Genomic DNA, 16,659 nt, shown 5'->3' on the forward strand with positions numbered 1-16,659 from the left:
CGGGCGGCGGCAAAATCCTCGCGCGCAGAGCACCCTGTTTCCATGACCGACATCACATCCCGGACCGAGGCCGCGCTGGCCGCCATCGCCGCCGCGGCGGACCTCGACGCGCTCGAGGCCGAGCGGCTCGACACGCTCGGCAAGAAGGGCTGGGTGAGCCTCGCCCTCAAGACCCTCGGCGGGATGACCCCCGAGGAGCGCAACCTCGCCGCGCCAGCGATCCAGTCGGCGCGCGGGCAGATCGCCGAGGCGCTCGAGGCGAAGAAGGCCGCGCTCGAGGCGGCGGCGCTGGAAGAGCAACTGGCGCGCGAGACGATCGACCTGTCGCTCCCCGCGCCCGCCGCGCCGAGGGGCTCGGTCCACCCCGTCAGCCAGGTGATGGACGAGCTCGCCGAGATCTTCGCCGACTTGGGCTTCGCGGTCGCGACCGGCCCCGAGATCGAGGACGACTGGCACAACTTCACCGCGCTCAACATGGACGAGACCCATCCCGCGCGGGCGATGCACGACACCTTCTATTTCCCCGACCGCACGCCCGAGGGCCGCGAGATTCTCCTGCGCACCCACACCTCGCCGGTGCAGGTCCGCGCGATGATCCAGCAGGGCGCGCCGATCCGCGTGATCGCCCCGGGCCGCGTCTACCGCTCCGACAGCGACGCCACCCACACCCCGATGTTCCACCAGGTCGAGGGCATGGTGATCGACAAGGGCATCCACCTCGGCCACCTCAAGTGGACGCTCGAGACTTTCTTCAGGGCCTTCTTCGAGCGCGAAGACATCGTGCTGCGCCTGCGCCCCTCCTACTTCCCCTTCACCGAGCCGAGCGTCGAGGTCGATGTCGGCTACTCGAACGAGGGCGGCCGCCGTGTCGTCGGCGGGCACGGCGATGCGCCGGGCCATGCGTGGATGGAACTGGGCGGCAGCGGGATGATGAACCCGCGCGTGCTCGCTGCCGGCGGGCTCGACCCCGCCGAATGGCAGGGCTTCGCCTTCGGCCTCGGGATCGACCGCATCGCGATGCTCAAATACGGGATGAACGACCTGCGCGCCTTCTTCGATGGCGATCCGCGCTGGCTGGCGCACTACGGCTTCTCGCCCTTCGACCAGCCCACCCTCTCCGCCGGCGTGGGAGCGCGCGCATGAAGTTCTCGCTGACCTGGCTCAAGGACCACCTCGAGACCACCGCCACCGTCGCCGAGATCTGCGATGCATTGAACGCCATCGGCCTCGAGGTCGAGGGCGTCGAGGACCCGGCCGAGAAGCTCGCCGGCTTCCGCGTCGCCAAGGTGCTGACCGCCGCGCGCCATCCCGATGCCGACAAGCTCCAGGTGCTGACCGTCGACACCGGGGAGGGCGAACCGCTCCAGGTGGTGTGCGGCGCGCCCAATGCGCGGGCCGGGATGAAGGGCGTGCTGGGCCTGCCCGGCGCGGTGGTGCCGGCGAACGGCATGGTGCTGCGGAAGAGCGCGATCCGCGGGGTCGAATCGAACGGCATGATGTGCTCGACGCGCGAGCTCGAGCTGGGCGAGGATCACGACGGGATCATCGAACTGCCCGAGGATGCGCCGGTCGGCACGAGCTTCGCCGACTACCACGGCTCCGATCCCGTGATCGAGGTCGCGGTGACCCCCAACCGGCCCGACTGCATGGGCGTTTACGGTATCGCCCGCGACCTCGCCGCGAAGGGTCTGGGGGCGCTCAAGCCGATCGCCGTGCCGGCGTTCAGCGCGTCGGGCGCGTGCCCTGTGGAAATCCGCACCGACGACCCCGAGGGCTGCCCTGCCTTCTACGGCCGCGTCATCACCGACGTGCGCAACGGCCCCTCGCCCGACTGGCTCCAGGCGCGGCTCAAGAGCGCGGGCCAGCGCCCGATCTCGCTGCTGGTCGACCTCACCAATTACCTGATGCTCGGCTTCGGCCGCCCTGCGCACGTCTATGACCTCGCCAAGCTCTCCGGCGCGGTGGTGGCGCGGCGCGCTGTCGAGGGCGAGCAGGTGCTGGCGCTCAACGAGAAGACCTATACGCTCGACCCCGAGATCGTGGTGATCGCCGACGACAAGGGTGTGCACGACATCGCCGGGATCATGGGCGGGGAGCATTCGGGGGTGTCGGAGAGCACCACCGACGTGCTGCTCGAGATCGCCTATTTCGACCCGGCGCGCATCGGCGCGACCGGGCGCAAGCTCGGGCTGTCGAGCGACGCGCGCACCCGGTTCGAGCGCGGGGTGGACCCGGCGTTCCTCGATGAGGGCCTCGACCTCCTCACCGGGCTGATCGTCGAACTCGCGGGCGGCACCCCGAGCGAGGTCGTGCGCGCCGGTTCGCCGCCGTCCGAGCCCAAGCTCGTCGCTTTCGACCCTGGCCTCACCACCCGCCTCGGCGGCGTGGAAGTGGCCGAGGCCGAGCAGAAGCGCATCCTCGAGAGCCTCGGCTTCGCGGTCGGCGAGGGCTGGCAGGTGACCTGCCCGCTGCGCCGCCACGACATCGAGGGGCCGGCCGATCTGGTCGAGGAAGTCGTGCGCATCCACGGCCTCGACAAGGTCGCGAGCGTCGCGCTCCCCCGCGTCGAGGGTGTCGCCCGTCCCACCGCCACGCCGCAGCAGAAGCTCGAGCGCGGGCTCAGGCGCGCCGCCGCTGCGAGCGGGCTCAACGAGGCGGTGACCTGGTCCTTCCTCCCCGAGTGGGCCGCGAACCACTTCTCGGACGGCAACGACACGCCCTGGGTGCTCGCCAATCCGATCAGCGAGGACATGAAGGCCATGCGCCCCTCGCTGCTCCCCGGCCTGCTGATGGCGGCCAAGCGCAACGCCGACCGCGGCGCGGCGTCCTCGCGGCTGTTCGAGATCGGGCGGCGCTATTTCCGCGCCGCCGATGGCCTCAGCGACGAGAAGCCGACGCTCGGCATCGTGCTCGCCGGCGAGAAGACCCCGCGCGGCTGGCAGTCCGGCAAGGCGAAGCCCTTCGACGCCTATGACGCCAAGGCACTCGCGCTCGAGTTGCTCGAGGCGGCGGGGGCTCCGACCGCGAATCTGATGGTGATGGGCGAGGCCGGGCCGCAGTTCCACCCCGGCCAGTCGGCGACGCTCCGGCTCGGGCCCAAGACCGTGCTCGCGCGCTTCGGGATGGTGCATCCGGCGACGCTCAAGGCCTTCGACGCAGACGGGCCTATTGCGGCGGTCGAGCTGTTCCTCGACGCCATCCCGGCGAAGAAGGGCGCCGCCTTCGCGCGGGCGAGCTTCACCCCGCCGGCGCTCCAGGCCGTGACCCGCGACTTCGCCTTCCTCGTGCCGCAGGGCCTCGCCGCGGGCGACCTCGTGCGCGCGGTGCAGGGGGCGGACAAGGCCGCGATCACCGCTGTGCGCGTGTTCGACGTGTTCGCGGGGCAGGGCGTCCCCGAGGGCCGCAAGTCCATCGCGGTCGAGGTCACGCTCCAGCCGGGCGAGGCGAGCTTCAAGGACGCCGACCTCAAGGCCATCGCCGAGAAGGTGGTGGCGGCCGCCGCCAAGCTCGGCGGAGAGCTGCGCGGATGAGCAGGCTCGCTTTCGTCACCGGCGCCACCGCCGGGATCGGCCTCGCCACGGTGCGCCGCCTCGTCGCGGACGGCTGGCGCTGCGTCGCCACCGGGCGGCGGCAGGAGCGGCTCGCGGCGCTGGTCGCCGAGCTGGGCGCCGACACGGTCCACACCGCCTGCTTCGACGTGCGCGACACCGCCGCGCTCGACGCCGCGCTCGCCAGCCTGCCCGAAGGGTTCCGCGAGATCGACCTCCTCGTCAACAACGCCGGGCTCGCGCAGGGGCTCTCGGCAGCGCAGAACGCCAGCCTCGACGACTGGCAGACGATGATCGACACCAACGTCACCGCGATGGTGACGGTGACCCGCAAGCTGCTGCCGAAGCTGATCGAGCGGCGCGGCGCGATCATCGCGATCGGCTCGGTCGCGGGGAGCTACATCTACCCCGGCGGCAACGTCTATGCGGGCTCCAAGGCCTTCGCGAACCACTTCACCCTCGCCCTGCGCGCCGACCTCCACGGCACCGGGGTCCGGGTGACGAGCATCGAGCCGGGGATGGTCGAGACCGAGTTCACGCTCGTGCGCACGGGCAGCCAGCAGGCCTCGGACGACCTCTACCGCGGGGTCAACCCGATGACCGCCGAGGACATCGCCAATACGATCCACTGGATCGCGACCTTGCCGCCGCATCTCAACATCAACCGGCTCGAGCTGATGCCGGTCAACCAGGACTTCGCGGGCTTCCGTGTCGCGCGGGACAGCTGAGGAAGGGGCGGAGTGGAGTTCATCCTCGCCCTGCTCGCTGCGCTGGTCCCGGCGCTGGTCCTGCTTTTCGCACCGCGCGAGTGGTTCAAGCCGCTCGCCGCGGTCGCCCTCGGCCTCTTCCTGCTCGGCGTGATCTGGACCGTCTCCTTCAGCAATACCTGCCAAAGCGACGGCTGCATCGGCATCTTCCTCATCGGCGCGATCACGGCGACCCTGGGGCTCTCGTCGGCTCTGGCGGGTTCGGTCCGCTGGGCGCTGATCGCCAGCCGCAGCCGCCAAGACCATCCAGAAGATTGAGCTCATGACCTCCAACCGCCGCACCTTCGCGATCATCTCGCACCCCGACGCTGGCAAGACCACGCTGACCGAAAAGCTGCTCCTGCAGGGCGGGGCGATCCACCTCGCGGGCGAGGTCAAGGCGCGCGGCGCGGCGCGGCGGGCGCGGTCGGACTGGATGAAGATCGAGCAGCAGCGCGGGATCTCGGTGACCTCCTCGGTGATGACATTCGAGAAGGACGGGATCACCTTCAACCTGCTCGACACTCCGGGCCACGAGGACTTCTCGGAGGACACTTACCGCACGCTGACGGCGGTGGACTCGGCGGTCATGGTCATCGACGCCGCCAAGGGCATCGAGCCGCAGACCCGCAAGCTCTTCGAGGTGTGCCGGTTGCGCTCCGTCCCGATCATCACCTTCGTCAACAAGGTCGACCGCGAGGGCCGCGATCCCTTCGAGACGCTGGACGAGGTCGCCGACATGCTGGCGCTCGACGTCTCCCCGCAGATGTGGCCGATCGGCATGGGCGGCGAGTTCGAGGGCCTGCTCGACTTCGCCACCGAGACGATCAGCCGCCCCGAAGGGCCGAGCCGCGAATACCTCGGCACCCGCGACACGGCGGCGATCCCCGAACGCTTCGCCGACGAGATCGAGCTCGCCCGCGGCGGCTATCCCGAGTTCGACCTCGCGGCCTATCGCCACGGCGACCTAACGCCGGTCTATTTCGGATCGGCGCTCAAGAACTTCGGCGTCACCGAGCTGATCGACTCGATCGCCCGCTACGCCCCGCCGCCCCGGCCGCAACCCGCCGGCGAGGAGCAGATCAGTCCGGACCGCGACGAGGTGACCGGCTTCATCTTCAAGGTGCAGGCCAACATGGACCCCAACCACCGCGACCGCATCGCCTTCATGCGGCAGGTCTCGGGCACCTTCAAACGCGGCATGAAACTGACGCCGAGCGGGCTCGGCAAGCCCATCGCGGTGCACTCCCCGATCCTGTTCTTCGCGCAGGACCGCGAGCTCGCCGATACCGCCGAGGCGGGCGACATCATCGGCATCCCCAACCACGGCACCCTGCGCGTCGGCGACACCCTGTCCGAGCGCAACCAGGTGCGCTTCACGGGCCTGCCCAACTTCGCGCCGGAAATCCTGCGCCGCGTGCAATTGCGCGATCCGACCAAGACCAAGCAGCTGCGCAAGGCCTTGGACGACCTTTCCGAAGAGGGCGTGATCCAGGTGTTCCACCCGGAGATCGGCTCGCAGCACATCGTCGGCGTCGTCGGCCAGCTCCAGCTCGAGGTGCTGATCTCGCGGCTCGAGGCGGAGTACAAGGTCGAGGCCGTGCTCGAACCCTCGCCCTTCGCCACCGCGCGCTGGATCAAGGGCGACGAGAAGGCGCTCGACGAGTTCGCGAGCTTCAACCGCGCGAACCTCGCCAAGGACCGCGACGGCGACCTCGTGTTCATGGCCAAGAGCCCGTGGGACGTGAGCTACCAGGTCGAGAAGAACCCGCAGCTGACCTTCTCGGCGACGAAGGAACGTTAGACTCCCTGTTCCGTTCGCCTCGAGCGAAGTCGAAAGGCCGTGCGCGGGTGTCTCGACTACGCTCGAGGCGAACGGATGTGGTGTGCCTTGCCCAAACCGCACAGTTTGGCCAAAGCATCCCCCATGCATACCGCCGCCCCGACCTCGCAGACCTTCATCTCGCAGCGCCTCCGGCTCCACTATCTCGACTGGGGCGGGCGGGGTAAGCCGCCGCTGGTGCTGGTGCATGGCGGGCGCGATCATGCGCGCTCGTGGGACTGGACCGCAGCAGCGCTGCGCGAGGACTACCATGTCATCGCGATGGACCACCGCGGGCACGGCGATTCCGACTGGGTCTCGGACGGGGTCTATTCGGCGGGCGACATGGTCTATGACCTTGCGCAGCTGATCCACCAGCTCGGGGTCGGCCCGGTCAGGATGGTCGCACATTCGATGGGCGGGAATGTCGCGCTGCGCTATGCGGGGGCCTTCCCCGACATGGTGACCAAGCTCGTCGCGATCGAGGGCCTCGGCCCCTCGCCCGAGTGGCGCGCCCAGCAGCGCGCCGTGCCCTATCCCGAGCGCCTCGCCGAATGGATCGAGAAAAAGCGCAAGGCCGCCGGGCGCACCCCGCGCAAGTACGAGAGCATCGAGGCGGCGCTCGCGCGGATGATCGAGGAGAACGCCTACCTCACCGAGGAGCAGGCGCGCCACCTCACCGTCCACGGGGTCAACCGCAACGAGGACGGGACCTATAGCTGGAAGTTCGACCCTCACCTCAACGTCTGGCCGGTCGAGGACATCGGCGACGAGTTCATCGAGGCCTTGTGGGGCGCGATCACCTGTCCGACGCTGCTGCTCTACGGGGCCGATTCCTGGGCCTCGAACCCGGAGAAGGACGGGCGGCTGGCGCATTTCAACACCGCGCGGGTGATCGAGTTCGAGAAGGCCGGCCACTGGCTCCATCACGACCAGTTCGACCGCTTCATCACGACCTTGCGCGACTTTCTCTAGAGACCCGGGGGCAGGACATGGCGGATTTCTTCGAGGCACTGAACGAAAAGCATATCGCCATGATCGCCGCCCAGCCGGTGTTCTTCGTCGCGACCGCCGCGGAAGGCGCGCGGATAAACCTCAGCCCGAAGGGCTATGACGCCTTCCGTGTGCTTTCGCCCACGCGGGTCGCCTATCTCGACCTTGGTGGATCGGGGAACGAGACTCACGCGCACCTTGCCGCCGATGGCCGCATCACCCTGATGTTCTGCAACTTCCAGCAGCCGGCGCTGATCCTGCGCATCTACGGGCGCGGGCGCGCGGTGCTGCCGCAGGACGAGGGGTGGGAGGCACTCGCGGCGCACTTCACGCTGATGCCGGGCACGCGCCAGATCTTCGACATCGCGGTGGAGAGCGTGCAGACCTCCTGCGGGTGGGGCGTGCCCTTCATGACGCTGGAGGGCGAGCGCGAGACGCTGAAGAAGGCGCACCGGCAGTCCGATCCCGATGCCTGGGCCGAGAAGATGGCGAAGCGCACCCGCAGCATCGACGGCCTGCCGACCCGCGCGACGAATCGCTACATCGCGGGCGAATGATGCACGACTGGTCGCAGAAGTTGCCTAATCGTTAATCAGATGATGAAGATTTAGGCAGGTATTCTCCCGCAGCTGCGAAGAGAGTCGCCGGATTCCGTTGCGTCAGTTCCGTTACACCGATCTGGCACGCTTGTTGCTGTGATCCTGCTGGCCGGACCGATCCGGTGCAACAGGGGCCACAGATGAAGTTCATCATCGCCATCATCAAACCGTTCAAGCTCGACACCGTGCGCGAGGCCTTGAGCGGCATCGGCATCGCCGGGATGACCGTGACCGAGGTCAAGGGCTTCGGCCGCCAGAAAGGCCAGACCGAGATCTACCGCGGTGCCGAATACTCCACCAACATGCTTCCCAAGGTGAAGCTCGAGATCGCTGCCAGCGACGAAATCGCCGAGCAGGTGGTCGAAACCATCCAGCAGACCGCCAACACCGGAGCGATCGGCGACGGCAAGATCTTCGTTCTCGATCTTGCCTCGGCAACCCGCATCCGCACCGGCGAGTCCGGCGAAACCGCGCTGTAAGGGGACCCAATCGATGAAGCGAATTCTCTCCACTGCCGCGATGGTGGCGACCGGCGCAGCGCTGCTCGCCGCGCCGGCCCTCGCCGCGCCTGCGGCGGCGCCCGCGCCGTTCGTGCCCACCGCCGAGATGGTCGACAAGGGCGACGTCGCCTGGATGATGGTTTCCACCGCCTTCGTACTGATGATGAGCGTGCCCGCGCTCGCGCTGTTCTACGGCGGCCTGGTGCGCGCCAAGAACATGCTGAGCGTCCTGATGCAGGTGCTTACGATCGTCTGCGTCGCCTCGCTGGTGTGGTTCGGCTGGGGCTATTCGATGGCCTTCACCTCGACCGGCTCGCCTTTCCCGGCGCTGTTCGGCGGGCTCGACAAGGCCTTCCTCAAGGGCGTTGACGTGACCACGCTCGCCGCAACCTTCTCGAACGGAGTATACCTCCCCGAGCTGGTCTTCGTGATGTTCCAGATGACCTTCGCCTGCATCACCCCGGCGCTGATCGTCGGCGCCTTTGCGGAGCGCGTGAAGTTCACCCCGCTGATCATCTTCGTGGTCGCGTGGATGACACTCGCCTATTTCCCGATCGCGCACATGGTGTGGTACTGGGCCGGCCCCGACTTCCTTCACGCCGCGCCGACCGACTACGGCCTGCTGTGGGGCTGGGGTGCGCTCGACTTCGCCGGCGGCACCGTGGTGCACATCAACGCCGGGATCGCGGGCCTGATCGGCTGCCTCGTGATCGGCCCGCGCATCGGCTACCAGAAGGAGCCCATGCCCCCGCACAGCCTGGTCATGACCATGATCGGCGCCAGCCTGCTGTGGATCGGCTGGTTCGGGTTCAACGCCGGCTCGGCGCTCGAATCCAACGCCTTCGCCGCGCTCGCCTTCATCAACACCTTCGTCGCAACCGCAGCAGCGGGCGTGGCCTGGGCGGTGATCGAGAAGGTCGCGCACGGCAAGCCCTCGCTGCTCGGCGGTGTCTCGGGTGTGGTCGCCGGACTCGTCGCGATCACCCCGGCGGCAGGCTTTGCCCACCCGGGCACCGCGATCATCCTCGGCGCGGTCGCCTCGCTGGTCTGCTACTTCTTCGTCACCACGGTGAAGAACAAGCTCAAGTATGACGACACGCTCGACGTGTTCGGCATCCACGCCGTGGGCGGGATCGTCGGCGCGATAGGCACCGGCGTGGTCGCCGACCCGGCACTCGGCGGGCAGGGGTGGATCGACTACACCGCCCCGGTCGCCAAGGCGGGCGAGTTCGACCTCGTCGGCCAGGTCATCACCCAGTGCTGGGCGGTCGGCACCACCATCGCCTGGACCGGCGTCGTCTCGGCGGTGCTGTTCCTCGCCCTCAAGTACACCATCGGCCTGCGTCCCGACGCCGAGGCCGAGACCAACGGCCTCGACATCTCCGAACACGGGGAGCGCGCCTACAACTGATCCCCAGTTTGGCGGGGGGAGGCCTCTCTCTCCCTCTCCCCTCCCCCCGCCTCACCTTGTTCCTCCTGCGAACGAACAGACTGGATATGGCCGGAGCAGCGCAAGCTCTCCGGCCTTTTTTTGTCATCTGCGAATGTTTCACGTGAAACATCGCCGCGCCGCCCCCGGTGGAGGGGGTCTGGAAGGGGTCTAGGCGGGGTCTAGGGCAGGTCTGGGCCGACCTGCGAGCGGGCGAGCGGGTGTCAGGCCCGCTCTGCCGCCATCACGAAATCCGCGCAGCGCTCGCCGATCATGATGCTCGGCGCGTTGGTGTTGCCGCTGACGATCTTCGGCATCACGCTCGCATCCGCCACCCACATCCCCTCGAGCCCGTTCAGCCTGAGCGTCGGATCGACCACCGCATCCCGGTCCGCGCCCATCCGGCAGGTGCCGACCGGGTGATAGACCGTGTCGGCGCGGCTGCGGATGAGGTCGTCGAGCGCCGCGTCGTCATCGAGGTCGACGGGGTGGCGATCCCGCGGTCCGAAGGCCATCAGCGGCGGCGCCTCGGCGATGCGGTGCGACAGGCGCACGCCCGCGCGCATCACCGCGAGATCGCGCTCGTCAGCGAAGAAGTTGGGGTCGATCACCGGCGCCGCCGCCGGATCGGGCGAGCCGAGCCGCACCGTCCCGCGGCTCTCGGGCCGCAGGACGCAGGCGTGGAGCGAGAAGCCGTGCGCCTTGACCTTCTCGCGCCCGTGATCCTCGAGCACGGCGGGGACGAAGTGCCACTGAATGTCGGGCGCGGGGCTGCCGGGCATCACCGACCAGAACCCGCCGGCCTCGGCGAAACAGGTGGTCATCACCCCGGTGCGGCTGCGGCGGTGCTCGATCATCGCCGCGACCATCTTGAGCGAGCCCTTGAGCGTCTGGCCCATCAGCACGTTGCTTTCCGTCTCCCAGCCGGAGACGTAGTCGATATGGTCCTGGAGATTGCCGCCCACCGCCGGGCGATCGAGCACCACATCGATGCCGTGCTCCCTGAGGTGCTCGGCCGGGCCGATGCCGGAGAGCATCAGGATCTGCGGGGAGTTGAAGGCGCCAGCGGAGAGGATCACGCCCCGTCGCGCGAGCAGCGTCTCGCGCTTGCCCCTGCGGCGGACCTGCACCCCGGTCACCCGCCCGCCCTCGATCACGAGCTTCTCGACCAGCGTGTCGGTGCGCACCGACACGTTGCCCTGGTCGCGGATCGGCTCCACGTAGGCCCGCGCCGCAGACCAGCGCTCGCCCTTGTGCTGGGTCACCTGGTAGAGGCCGAAGCCCTCCTGGCGCGCGCCGTTGAAATCGGGATTGGTGCGCAGCTGGAGCGCGGCCGCCGCCTCGACGAAGGCGTGGCTCGCGGGGTTGGCGTGCTTCTGGTCCTCGACGAACAGCGGGCCGCCCGCGCCGTGCCACTCGTCGCCGCCGCGCTCGTTGGCCTCGGCGCGTTTGAAGTAGGGGAGCACGTCGTCATAGGCCCAGCCGGTGCAGCCCTCCGCCGCCCAGTTGTCGTAATCCCAGCGGTTGCCGCGGATATAGACCATCGCGTTGATCGCCGAGGACCCGCCGAGCCCGCGCCCGCGCGGCTGGTAGCCGGTGCGCCCGTTGAGGCCCTTCTGCGGCACGGTCTCGTAGCGGTAGTTCGAGGCCTGCGGGATGAAGGGCATGAAGCCCGGCGTCTTGATCCAGATGGTGTTGTTGTGGCCGCCGGCTTCCAGCAGGCACACCCGCCGCGTCCCGTCGACCGCGAGGCGCCCGGTCACGGCACTGCCGGCGCTGCCGCCGCCGATGACAATGTAGTCGAAACTCTCCATGATCTCTCCCTTTGTGGGGAGAGGATTAGGCAGCTTCGGCGCCGCCCGCAATCGGGTTTCGATCAGCCACTGATGTTGCCTGCGACGCAACAGCTGCGCCGGTCCGGACCTGCCATCTGGCACGGATCATGTCGCTGGTCTCGCGGCTGCCGTCGTGGCTCCAGCCGGGCTCGCGCAGGAGATAGGAGAGCTTGTGCCGCCACGGAGCGCGGGCGATGTCGGCGAGCATCCCGATCCACTCGTGGAACACCGCCCACAAGAGGTTGAAGCTGCCGAGCTGCTTGACGATCCCGTAGCGGATCGGCTCGTCATCGACCTCGGGGGTGAAGGTGCCGAACAGCTTGTCCCAGACGATGAACACGCCCGCGTAATTGGTGTCGAGGTAGCGCGGGTTGGTCGCGTGGTGGACGCGGTGGTGCGAGGGGGTGTTCATCACCGCCTCGAACCAGCGCGGCATCTTGCCGATTGCCTCGGTGTGGATCCAGAACTGGTAGACGAGGTTGAACCCGCCGCAGATCGCGATCATCACCGGGTGAAACCCGAGCAGCACCAGCGGCACCGCGAAGAGGAAGCCGAAGGTGAAGGCCCCGGTCCAGCTCTGCCGCAAGGCGGTCGAGAGATTGTAGTGCTGCGAGGAGTGGTGGTTGACGTGGCTCGCCCACATCCAGCGGATGCGGTGCCCGGCGCGGTGCACCCAGTAGTACTTGAGGTCGTCGAGCACGAAGCACACTGGCCAGGCCCACCACACCGTCCACCATTGCGGGCCGAAGTCGAACAGGCGGTATTCGTAGGTCTGGATGAAAACGCCAAGCGCGAAGCCGCCGAGGAGGACGCCCGCGATCGTCGAGCCGAGGCCGAAGGCGAGGCTGACGAGGGTGTCCTTGGGCTCGTAGGCTTCCGGCGCGCGCAGCTTCGCCCAGATCATCTCGGCGAGCACCGCGACGACGAACAGCGGGACGGCGAGTTCGGTGGGCTTGATGAAGTCAGGCATGCTGGCGCCCGTTTAGCCGATCGATCGCCTCGGCCCAAGCCTCGGGCTCGGGGATGGTGAGGAACACCCGGCCGAAGCGCGGCTCGCCCGGATCGACGACGAGGTTGCATTCGCCGGGATGGTCTTCGGGCACGGCGCGGGCGGCTGGGCCGAGGATGCGCCCGGCGAAGCGGTTGCCGTGGCGCTTGATGAGCATGATCCGCCCGCTCGCGTCGCGGGCGAGCGCGGCTGCGCCCACGGCATCGCAGGCGGCGGCGACGGGCACGAAGCCGTCCTCGACCTCGCCGGCCGCGCGGGCGACGCTATCCTCGCTGTCGAGGCGCGGGTCGCCGCCGAGCTTCAGCCACCACGCGAGGCCCGCGAGCGCGAGGATCGCGGCGAGCGAGACGGCGGTCTGGAGCGCGAAGCCGGACATCTCAGCGCTGGCTGAGCATCTCGATCATGGTGCGAATCGGGCTCACGTCGTAGCCCGCCTGCGCCGCGGTGCGGGCGATCGCGTCGGGGTTCTCGCCCTGCTTTGCCGCGGCGAGCGCCCACAGCAGGGTCGAGCGGGTGCCCGAGCGGCAATAGGCGAGAATCGGTCCCTCGGCCTGTTCAAGCGCTTGGATCATCGCGTCGACCTGCGGCTCGCTGAAGCCCGCATGGCCGACCGGAATGGCAACATAGTTGAGGCCCGCGGCGGCGGCGGCGTCGGCAACCGCGTCGCCCTGCGGGGCCAAAGGCTCTTCGCCGTCGGGGCGGTTGTTGACGATGGTGGTCACCCCGAGCGCCGCGGCCGCGGCGATGTCCTCGAGTGCAAGCTGCGGGCTGACCAAGACATTTTCCGTCAGGCGCCGAAAATCGCTCATCATCCGTCCTCTTGTGGCCGCAGGTTCCTTGGCGCAATTCATGCCCAAAGCACCGGGACTGCACAAGCGCCCTTGCCGGAGCCTCGCGGTACGGTCGGTTATTTCATTCGCAACGCAAGCATTTGTGCGCTATACCTGATGCCACGTGCGTTGCCGGCCCTCGGGGCGGGAGCGTCTGCGTCCGGTGCGGCTCACTGTCCACGACACCGGCGCAATGGAGGGCGGGCAGTGTGGCAAGGTACGTACTGATCTATGGGTTACGATAGGGGACGCCGGCGCGGCCGCGACAAGCGCGACGGTTTCGGCGAAGATGGCTTCGATCCGTTCGGCGGCGGGATGGACGGTTTTCCGCCCCCGCGCGATTTCGGCGATCGCGGCGGCGACCGGTTCGGCGGCGGTGACCGCTTCGGCGGTGGCGGCGGTGGCGGGGATCGCTACGGCGGCGGCGGTGGCGGCGGCTTCGGCGGCCCGCGCGGCGGCGGTGGCGGGGGCCCGCGTGGTCCCGGCGGCGGTGGTGGCGGCGGTTTCAGCCGCATGCCCGCCCAGATCGTCGGCACCGGCAAGGGCACGGTGAAGTTCTTCAACACCCAGAAGGGCTTCGGCTTCATCCAGCAGGACGGCGGCGGTGAGGACGTGTTCGTCCACATCAGCGCCGTCGAGCGTGCCGGGCTCGAAGGCCTCGCCGAGGGGCAGGAGCTCCAGTACAACCTCGTGGACCGCGGCGGCAAGGTGTCGGCGCAGGACCTCCAGGTGGTGGGCGAGGTGATCGCCGTGGCCGCCAAGCCCGCCGCCCCGCAGCGCGAGCTGACCGGTGAGCGTGCCAAGGGCACGGTCAAGTTCTTCAACGCGATGAAGGGCTTCGGCTTCCTCGTCCGCGATGATGGCCAGCCGGATGCCTTCGTGCACATCAGCGCGGTCGAACGTTCGGGCCTCAGCGGCATCAACGAGGGCGAGCGCTACGAATTCGATCTCGAGGTGGACCGACGCGGAAAGTACTCCGCCGTCAACCTGGCACCGATCGAAGGCTGACCCGGCCGAAACCGCGCTCCCGCGGTTTGACGCGGGACCAGCGGAAGATTAACGGTAAAGCGGATGGCGGCTCTGGTTCAGGGCCGCCATTTGCGTTTTCATCACCCCCCCCGACACTTCAATTGCAGGACCCAAGCCCATGTCGATCACCCCGCTCATGCCCGTCTATCCGCGTTGCGGTGTCCGGCCGGTGCGCGGCGAGCACTGCCATCTGATCGGCGAGGACGGCACCCGCTACCTCGACTTCGCGAGCGGCATCGCGGTGAACCTGCTCGGCCATTCGCACGCGGGGCTGATCTCCGCGATCCAGCAGCAGGCCGCGACGCTGATGCACGTCTCCAACCTCTACGGCAGCCCGCAGGGCGAGCGCCTCGCGCAGTGGCTGGTCGACACGACCTTCGGCGACACGGTGTTCTTCACCAACTCGGGCGCCGAGGCGGTCGAGGCGGCGATCAAGACCGCACGCGCCTATCACCAGAACGCCGAAGGCGGCGACACAAACCGCTTCGAGCTCATCACCTTCCACAATGCCTTCCACGGCCGCACGATGGCGACGATCAGCGCGTCGAACCAGGAGAAGATGCACCACGGCTTCTCGCCGCTGCTCGCCGGGTTCAAGTATGCGCCCTTCGACGATCTCGAGGCCGCCAAGGCGCTGATCGGGCCCAACACCGCAGGCTTCCTCGTCGAGCCGATCCAGGGCGAGGGCGGCATCCGCCCGGCCTCGCAGGAATTCATGCAGGGCCTGCGCGCGCTCGCCGACGAGCATGACCTCATGCTGATCCTCGACGAGGTGCAGTGCGGCGTCGCGCGCACCGGCAAGCTCTACGCCTACGAGCATTACGGGATCGAGCCCGACATCATGGCGACCGCCAAGGGCATCGGCGGCGGCTTCCCGCTCGGCGCCTGCATCGCCACCGAGAAGGCCGCGCGCGGCATGACCTTCGGCACCCACGGCTCGACCTATGGGGGCAACCCGCTCGCGATGGCGGCGGGGACCGCGGTGATGGAGGCGGTGGCGAACGAGGAATTCCTCAACTCGGTCGCCGAGAAGGGCGAGCGCCTGCGCACCCGGCTCGAGCAGTTCATCGGCAACTACCCCGAGCTTTTCGAGCTGGTGCGGGGCAAGGGCCTGATGCTCGGCCTCAAGATGAAGATGGAGAGCCGCCCCTTCTACGTCCACCTGCGCGACAACCACCAGCTGCTGACGGTGGCAGCGGGCGACAACACGATCCGCATCATCCCGCCGCTGGTGATCGGCGAACCTGAGATCGACGAGTTCTTCGACAAGCTCTCCGCCGGTGCGGCGAGCTACAAGGTGCCGGAAGCGGCATGAGCGGCGCGGGGGCAGGGGGCGCGCTGCGCCATTTCCTCGACCTCGGCGATGCCGGGGGCGATGCGCTCGCGGCGATGCTGAACGACGCGATCGACCGCAAGGCGGGGCGCGTTGGGCTGCCGAAGGGCGCGCCCGATGCCGACGCGCCGCTCGCCGGCCGCGTGCTGGCGCTGGTGTTCGAGAAGAACTCGACCCGCACCCGCGTCAGCTTCGACATCGCGATGCGCCAGCTCGGGGGGACGGTGCTGATCCTCGATTCGGGATCGAGCCAGCTCGGGCGCGGGGAGACCATCGCCGACACCGCGCGGGTGCTGAGCCGGATGGTCGACGGCATCATGCTGCGCACCGACGATCATGCCAAGATCGAGGAGATGGCGGCGCACGCCTCGGTGCCGGTGATCAACGGCCTGACCGACCTGTCGCACCCCTGCCAGATCGTCGCCGACCTGCTGACGGTGATCGAGCACGGCAAGGCGCTCCCGGGGCTCGAGGTCGCGTGGTTCGGGGACGGGAACAACGTGCTGCACTCGATTCTCGAGGCGGCGGGGCTGATGAAGTTCAACGTCCGGGTGGCGACGCCGGCGGGCTACGAGCCCGATCCGGCCTTCGTTGCGCAGGCGCGCGAGCGCGGGGCGGTGGTGACGCTGACGCAGGACGCCGCGGCAGCGGCGCGCGGCGCGGACGTGCTCGTCACCGACACCTGGATCTCGATGGGCCAGGCCGACGCCGCCGAGAAGAAGGCGGCGATGGCGCCCTATCAGGTCAACGCCGCGCTGATGGCCGAGGCCAGGCCCGACGCGATCTTCCTCCATTGCCTCCCCGCGCACGTGGGCGACGAGGTCAGCGAGGAAGTGTTCGAGGGGCCGCAGTCGGTGGTTTTCGACGAGGCCGAGAATCGCATCCACGCGCAGAAATCGGTGCTGCTCTGGGCCTTCGGGCTGCTCGGCGACTGACCGCGCGGCGGCAGGGGTCTTTCACCTGACGCGAAGTATCCCCATATGCGC

General features: G+C 68.7%; 16 protein-coding genes. 12 read left to right on the forward strand and 4 right to left on the reverse strand.

Translation table 11 applies throughout. The features are described from left to right. The first annotated feature begins 42 nt into the window (after positions 1 to 42). From pheS to ACLBKU_RS06780, 9 genes are all read left to right on the forward strand, one after another. Positions 43 to 1,143 carry a phenylalanine--tRNA ligase subunit alpha gene (gene pheS / locus ACLBKU_RS06740; RefSeq protein ID WP_410178756.1) on the forward strand — a complete coding sequence of 367 codons (1,101 nt, stop codon included), beginning with the start codon at positions 43 to 45 and terminating at the stop codon, positions 1,141 to 1,143. Next, positions 1,140 to 3,530, forward strand: coding sequence for a phenylalanine--tRNA ligase subunit beta (gene pheT, locus ACLBKU_RS06745; protein ID WP_410178757.1), 2,391 nt, complete (start codon positions 1,140 to 1,142; stop codon positions 3,528 to 3,530). Before pheS ends, pheT begins: the two co-directional genes overlap by 4 nt. Continuing rightward, positions 3,527 to 4,276 carry an SDR family NAD(P)-dependent oxidoreductase gene (locus tag ACLBKU_RS06750; protein ID WP_410178758.1) on the forward strand — a complete coding sequence of 250 codons (750 nt, stop codon included), beginning with the start codon at positions 3,527 to 3,529 and terminating at the stop codon, positions 4,274 to 4,276. The genes pheT and ACLBKU_RS06750 overlap by 4 nt, the downstream gene beginning before the upstream one ends. A gap of 12 nt (positions 4,277 to 4,288) precedes the next feature. Then, positions 4,289 to 4,573 carry a hypothetical protein gene (locus tag ACLBKU_RS06755; RefSeq protein WP_410178759.1) on the forward strand — a complete coding sequence of 95 codons (285 nt, stop codon included), beginning with the start codon at positions 4,289 to 4,291 and terminating at the stop codon, positions 4,571 to 4,573. Between the two features lie 4 nt (positions 4,574 to 4,577). Then, the gene (locus ACLBKU_RS06760) at positions 4,578 to 6,098 is read left to right on the forward strand and encodes a peptide chain release factor 3 (RefSeq protein WP_410178760.1); all 1,521 of its coding nucleotides are present in this window, start codon (positions 4,578 to 4,580) and stop codon (positions 6,096 to 6,098) included. A gap of 123 nt (positions 6,099 to 6,221) precedes the next feature. Then, on the forward strand, positions 6,222 to 7,091 hold the full coding sequence (locus ACLBKU_RS06765) for an alpha/beta fold hydrolase (RefSeq protein ID WP_410178761.1): 870 nt from the start codon (positions 6,222 to 6,224) through the stop codon (positions 7,089 to 7,091). 17 nt (positions 7,092 to 7,108) lie between these two features. After that, positions 7,109 to 7,666 carry a pyridoxamine 5'-phosphate oxidase family protein gene (locus ACLBKU_RS06770; RefSeq protein WP_410178762.1) on the forward strand — a complete coding sequence of 186 codons (558 nt, stop codon included), beginning with the start codon at positions 7,109 to 7,111 and terminating at the stop codon, positions 7,664 to 7,666. Positions 7,667 to 7,848: 182 nt separating this feature from the next. Further along, complete coding sequence (locus tag ACLBKU_RS06775; protein ID WP_410178763.1) at positions 7,849 to 8,187, forward strand: P-II family nitrogen regulator; 339 nt, start codon at positions 7,849 to 7,851, stop codon at positions 8,185 to 8,187. Positions 8,188 to 8,200: 13 nt separating this feature from the next. After that, the gene (locus ACLBKU_RS06780) at positions 8,201 to 9,619 is read left to right on the forward strand and encodes an ammonium transporter (RefSeq protein WP_410178764.1); all 1,419 of its coding nucleotides are present in this window, start codon (positions 8,201 to 8,203) and stop codon (positions 9,617 to 9,619) included. A gap of 242 nt (positions 9,620 to 9,861) precedes the next feature. Here ACLBKU_RS06780 and ACLBKU_RS06785 read toward each other — a convergent pair whose 3' ends face one another. The 4 genes from ACLBKU_RS06785 to ACLBKU_RS06800 are packed head-to-tail and all read right to left on the reverse strand — an operon-like array spanning position 9,862 to position 13,290. Further along, a complete protein-coding gene (locus tag ACLBKU_RS06785) occupies positions 9,862 to 11,451 on the reverse strand; it encodes a GMC family oxidoreductase (RefSeq protein WP_410178765.1) in 1,590 nt (529 codons plus the stop codon). A gap of 25 nt (positions 11,452 to 11,476) precedes the next feature. After that, the gene (locus ACLBKU_RS06790; RefSeq protein WP_410178766.1) at positions 11,477 to 12,442 is read right to left on the reverse strand and encodes a sterol desaturase family protein; all 966 of its coding nucleotides are present in this window, start codon (positions 12,440 to 12,442) and stop codon (positions 11,477 to 11,479) included. Then, the gene (locus tag ACLBKU_RS06795) at positions 12,435 to 12,857 is read right to left on the reverse strand and encodes a hypothetical protein (RefSeq protein WP_410178767.1); all 423 of its coding nucleotides are present in this window, start codon (positions 12,855 to 12,857) and stop codon (positions 12,435 to 12,437) included. The genes ACLBKU_RS06790 and ACLBKU_RS06795 overlap by 8 nt, the downstream gene beginning before the upstream one ends. A 1-nt stretch (position 12,858) precedes the next feature. Further along, complete coding sequence (locus tag ACLBKU_RS06800; RefSeq protein ID WP_410178768.1) at positions 12,859 to 13,290, reverse strand: TIGR01244 family sulfur transferase; 432 nt, start codon at positions 13,288 to 13,290, stop codon at positions 12,859 to 12,861. Positions 13,291 to 13,542: 252 nt separating this feature from the next. Between ACLBKU_RS06800 and ACLBKU_RS06805 the strand changes: the two genes are divergently transcribed. From ACLBKU_RS06805 to argF, 3 genes are all read left to right on the forward strand, one after another. Then, the gene (locus tag ACLBKU_RS06805; RefSeq protein WP_410178769.1) at positions 13,543 to 14,319 is read left to right on the forward strand and encodes a cold-shock protein; all 777 of its coding nucleotides are present in this window, start codon (positions 13,543 to 13,545) and stop codon (positions 14,317 to 14,319) included. Between the two features lie 139 nt (positions 14,320 to 14,458). After that, positions 14,459 to 15,655 (forward strand): aspartate aminotransferase family protein, encoded by a 1,197-nt coding sequence (locus tag ACLBKU_RS06810; RefSeq protein WP_410178770.1) that lies wholly within the window; start codon positions 14,459 to 14,461, stop codon positions 15,653 to 15,655. Further along, positions 15,652 to 16,608, forward strand: coding sequence for an ornithine carbamoyltransferase (gene argF, locus ACLBKU_RS06815; RefSeq protein WP_410178771.1), 957 nt, complete (start codon positions 15,652 to 15,654; stop codon positions 16,606 to 16,608). The genes ACLBKU_RS06810 and argF overlap by 4 nt, the downstream gene beginning before the upstream one ends. The last annotated feature ends 51 nt before the right edge of the window (positions 16,609 to 16,659 follow it).

Origin of the sequence: Erythrobacter sp. NE805 (genome assembly GCF_046452355.1) — a bacterium.
Taxonomy (GTDB): domain Bacteria; phylum Pseudomonadota; class Alphaproteobacteria; order Sphingomonadales; family Sphingomonadaceae; genus Erythrobacter.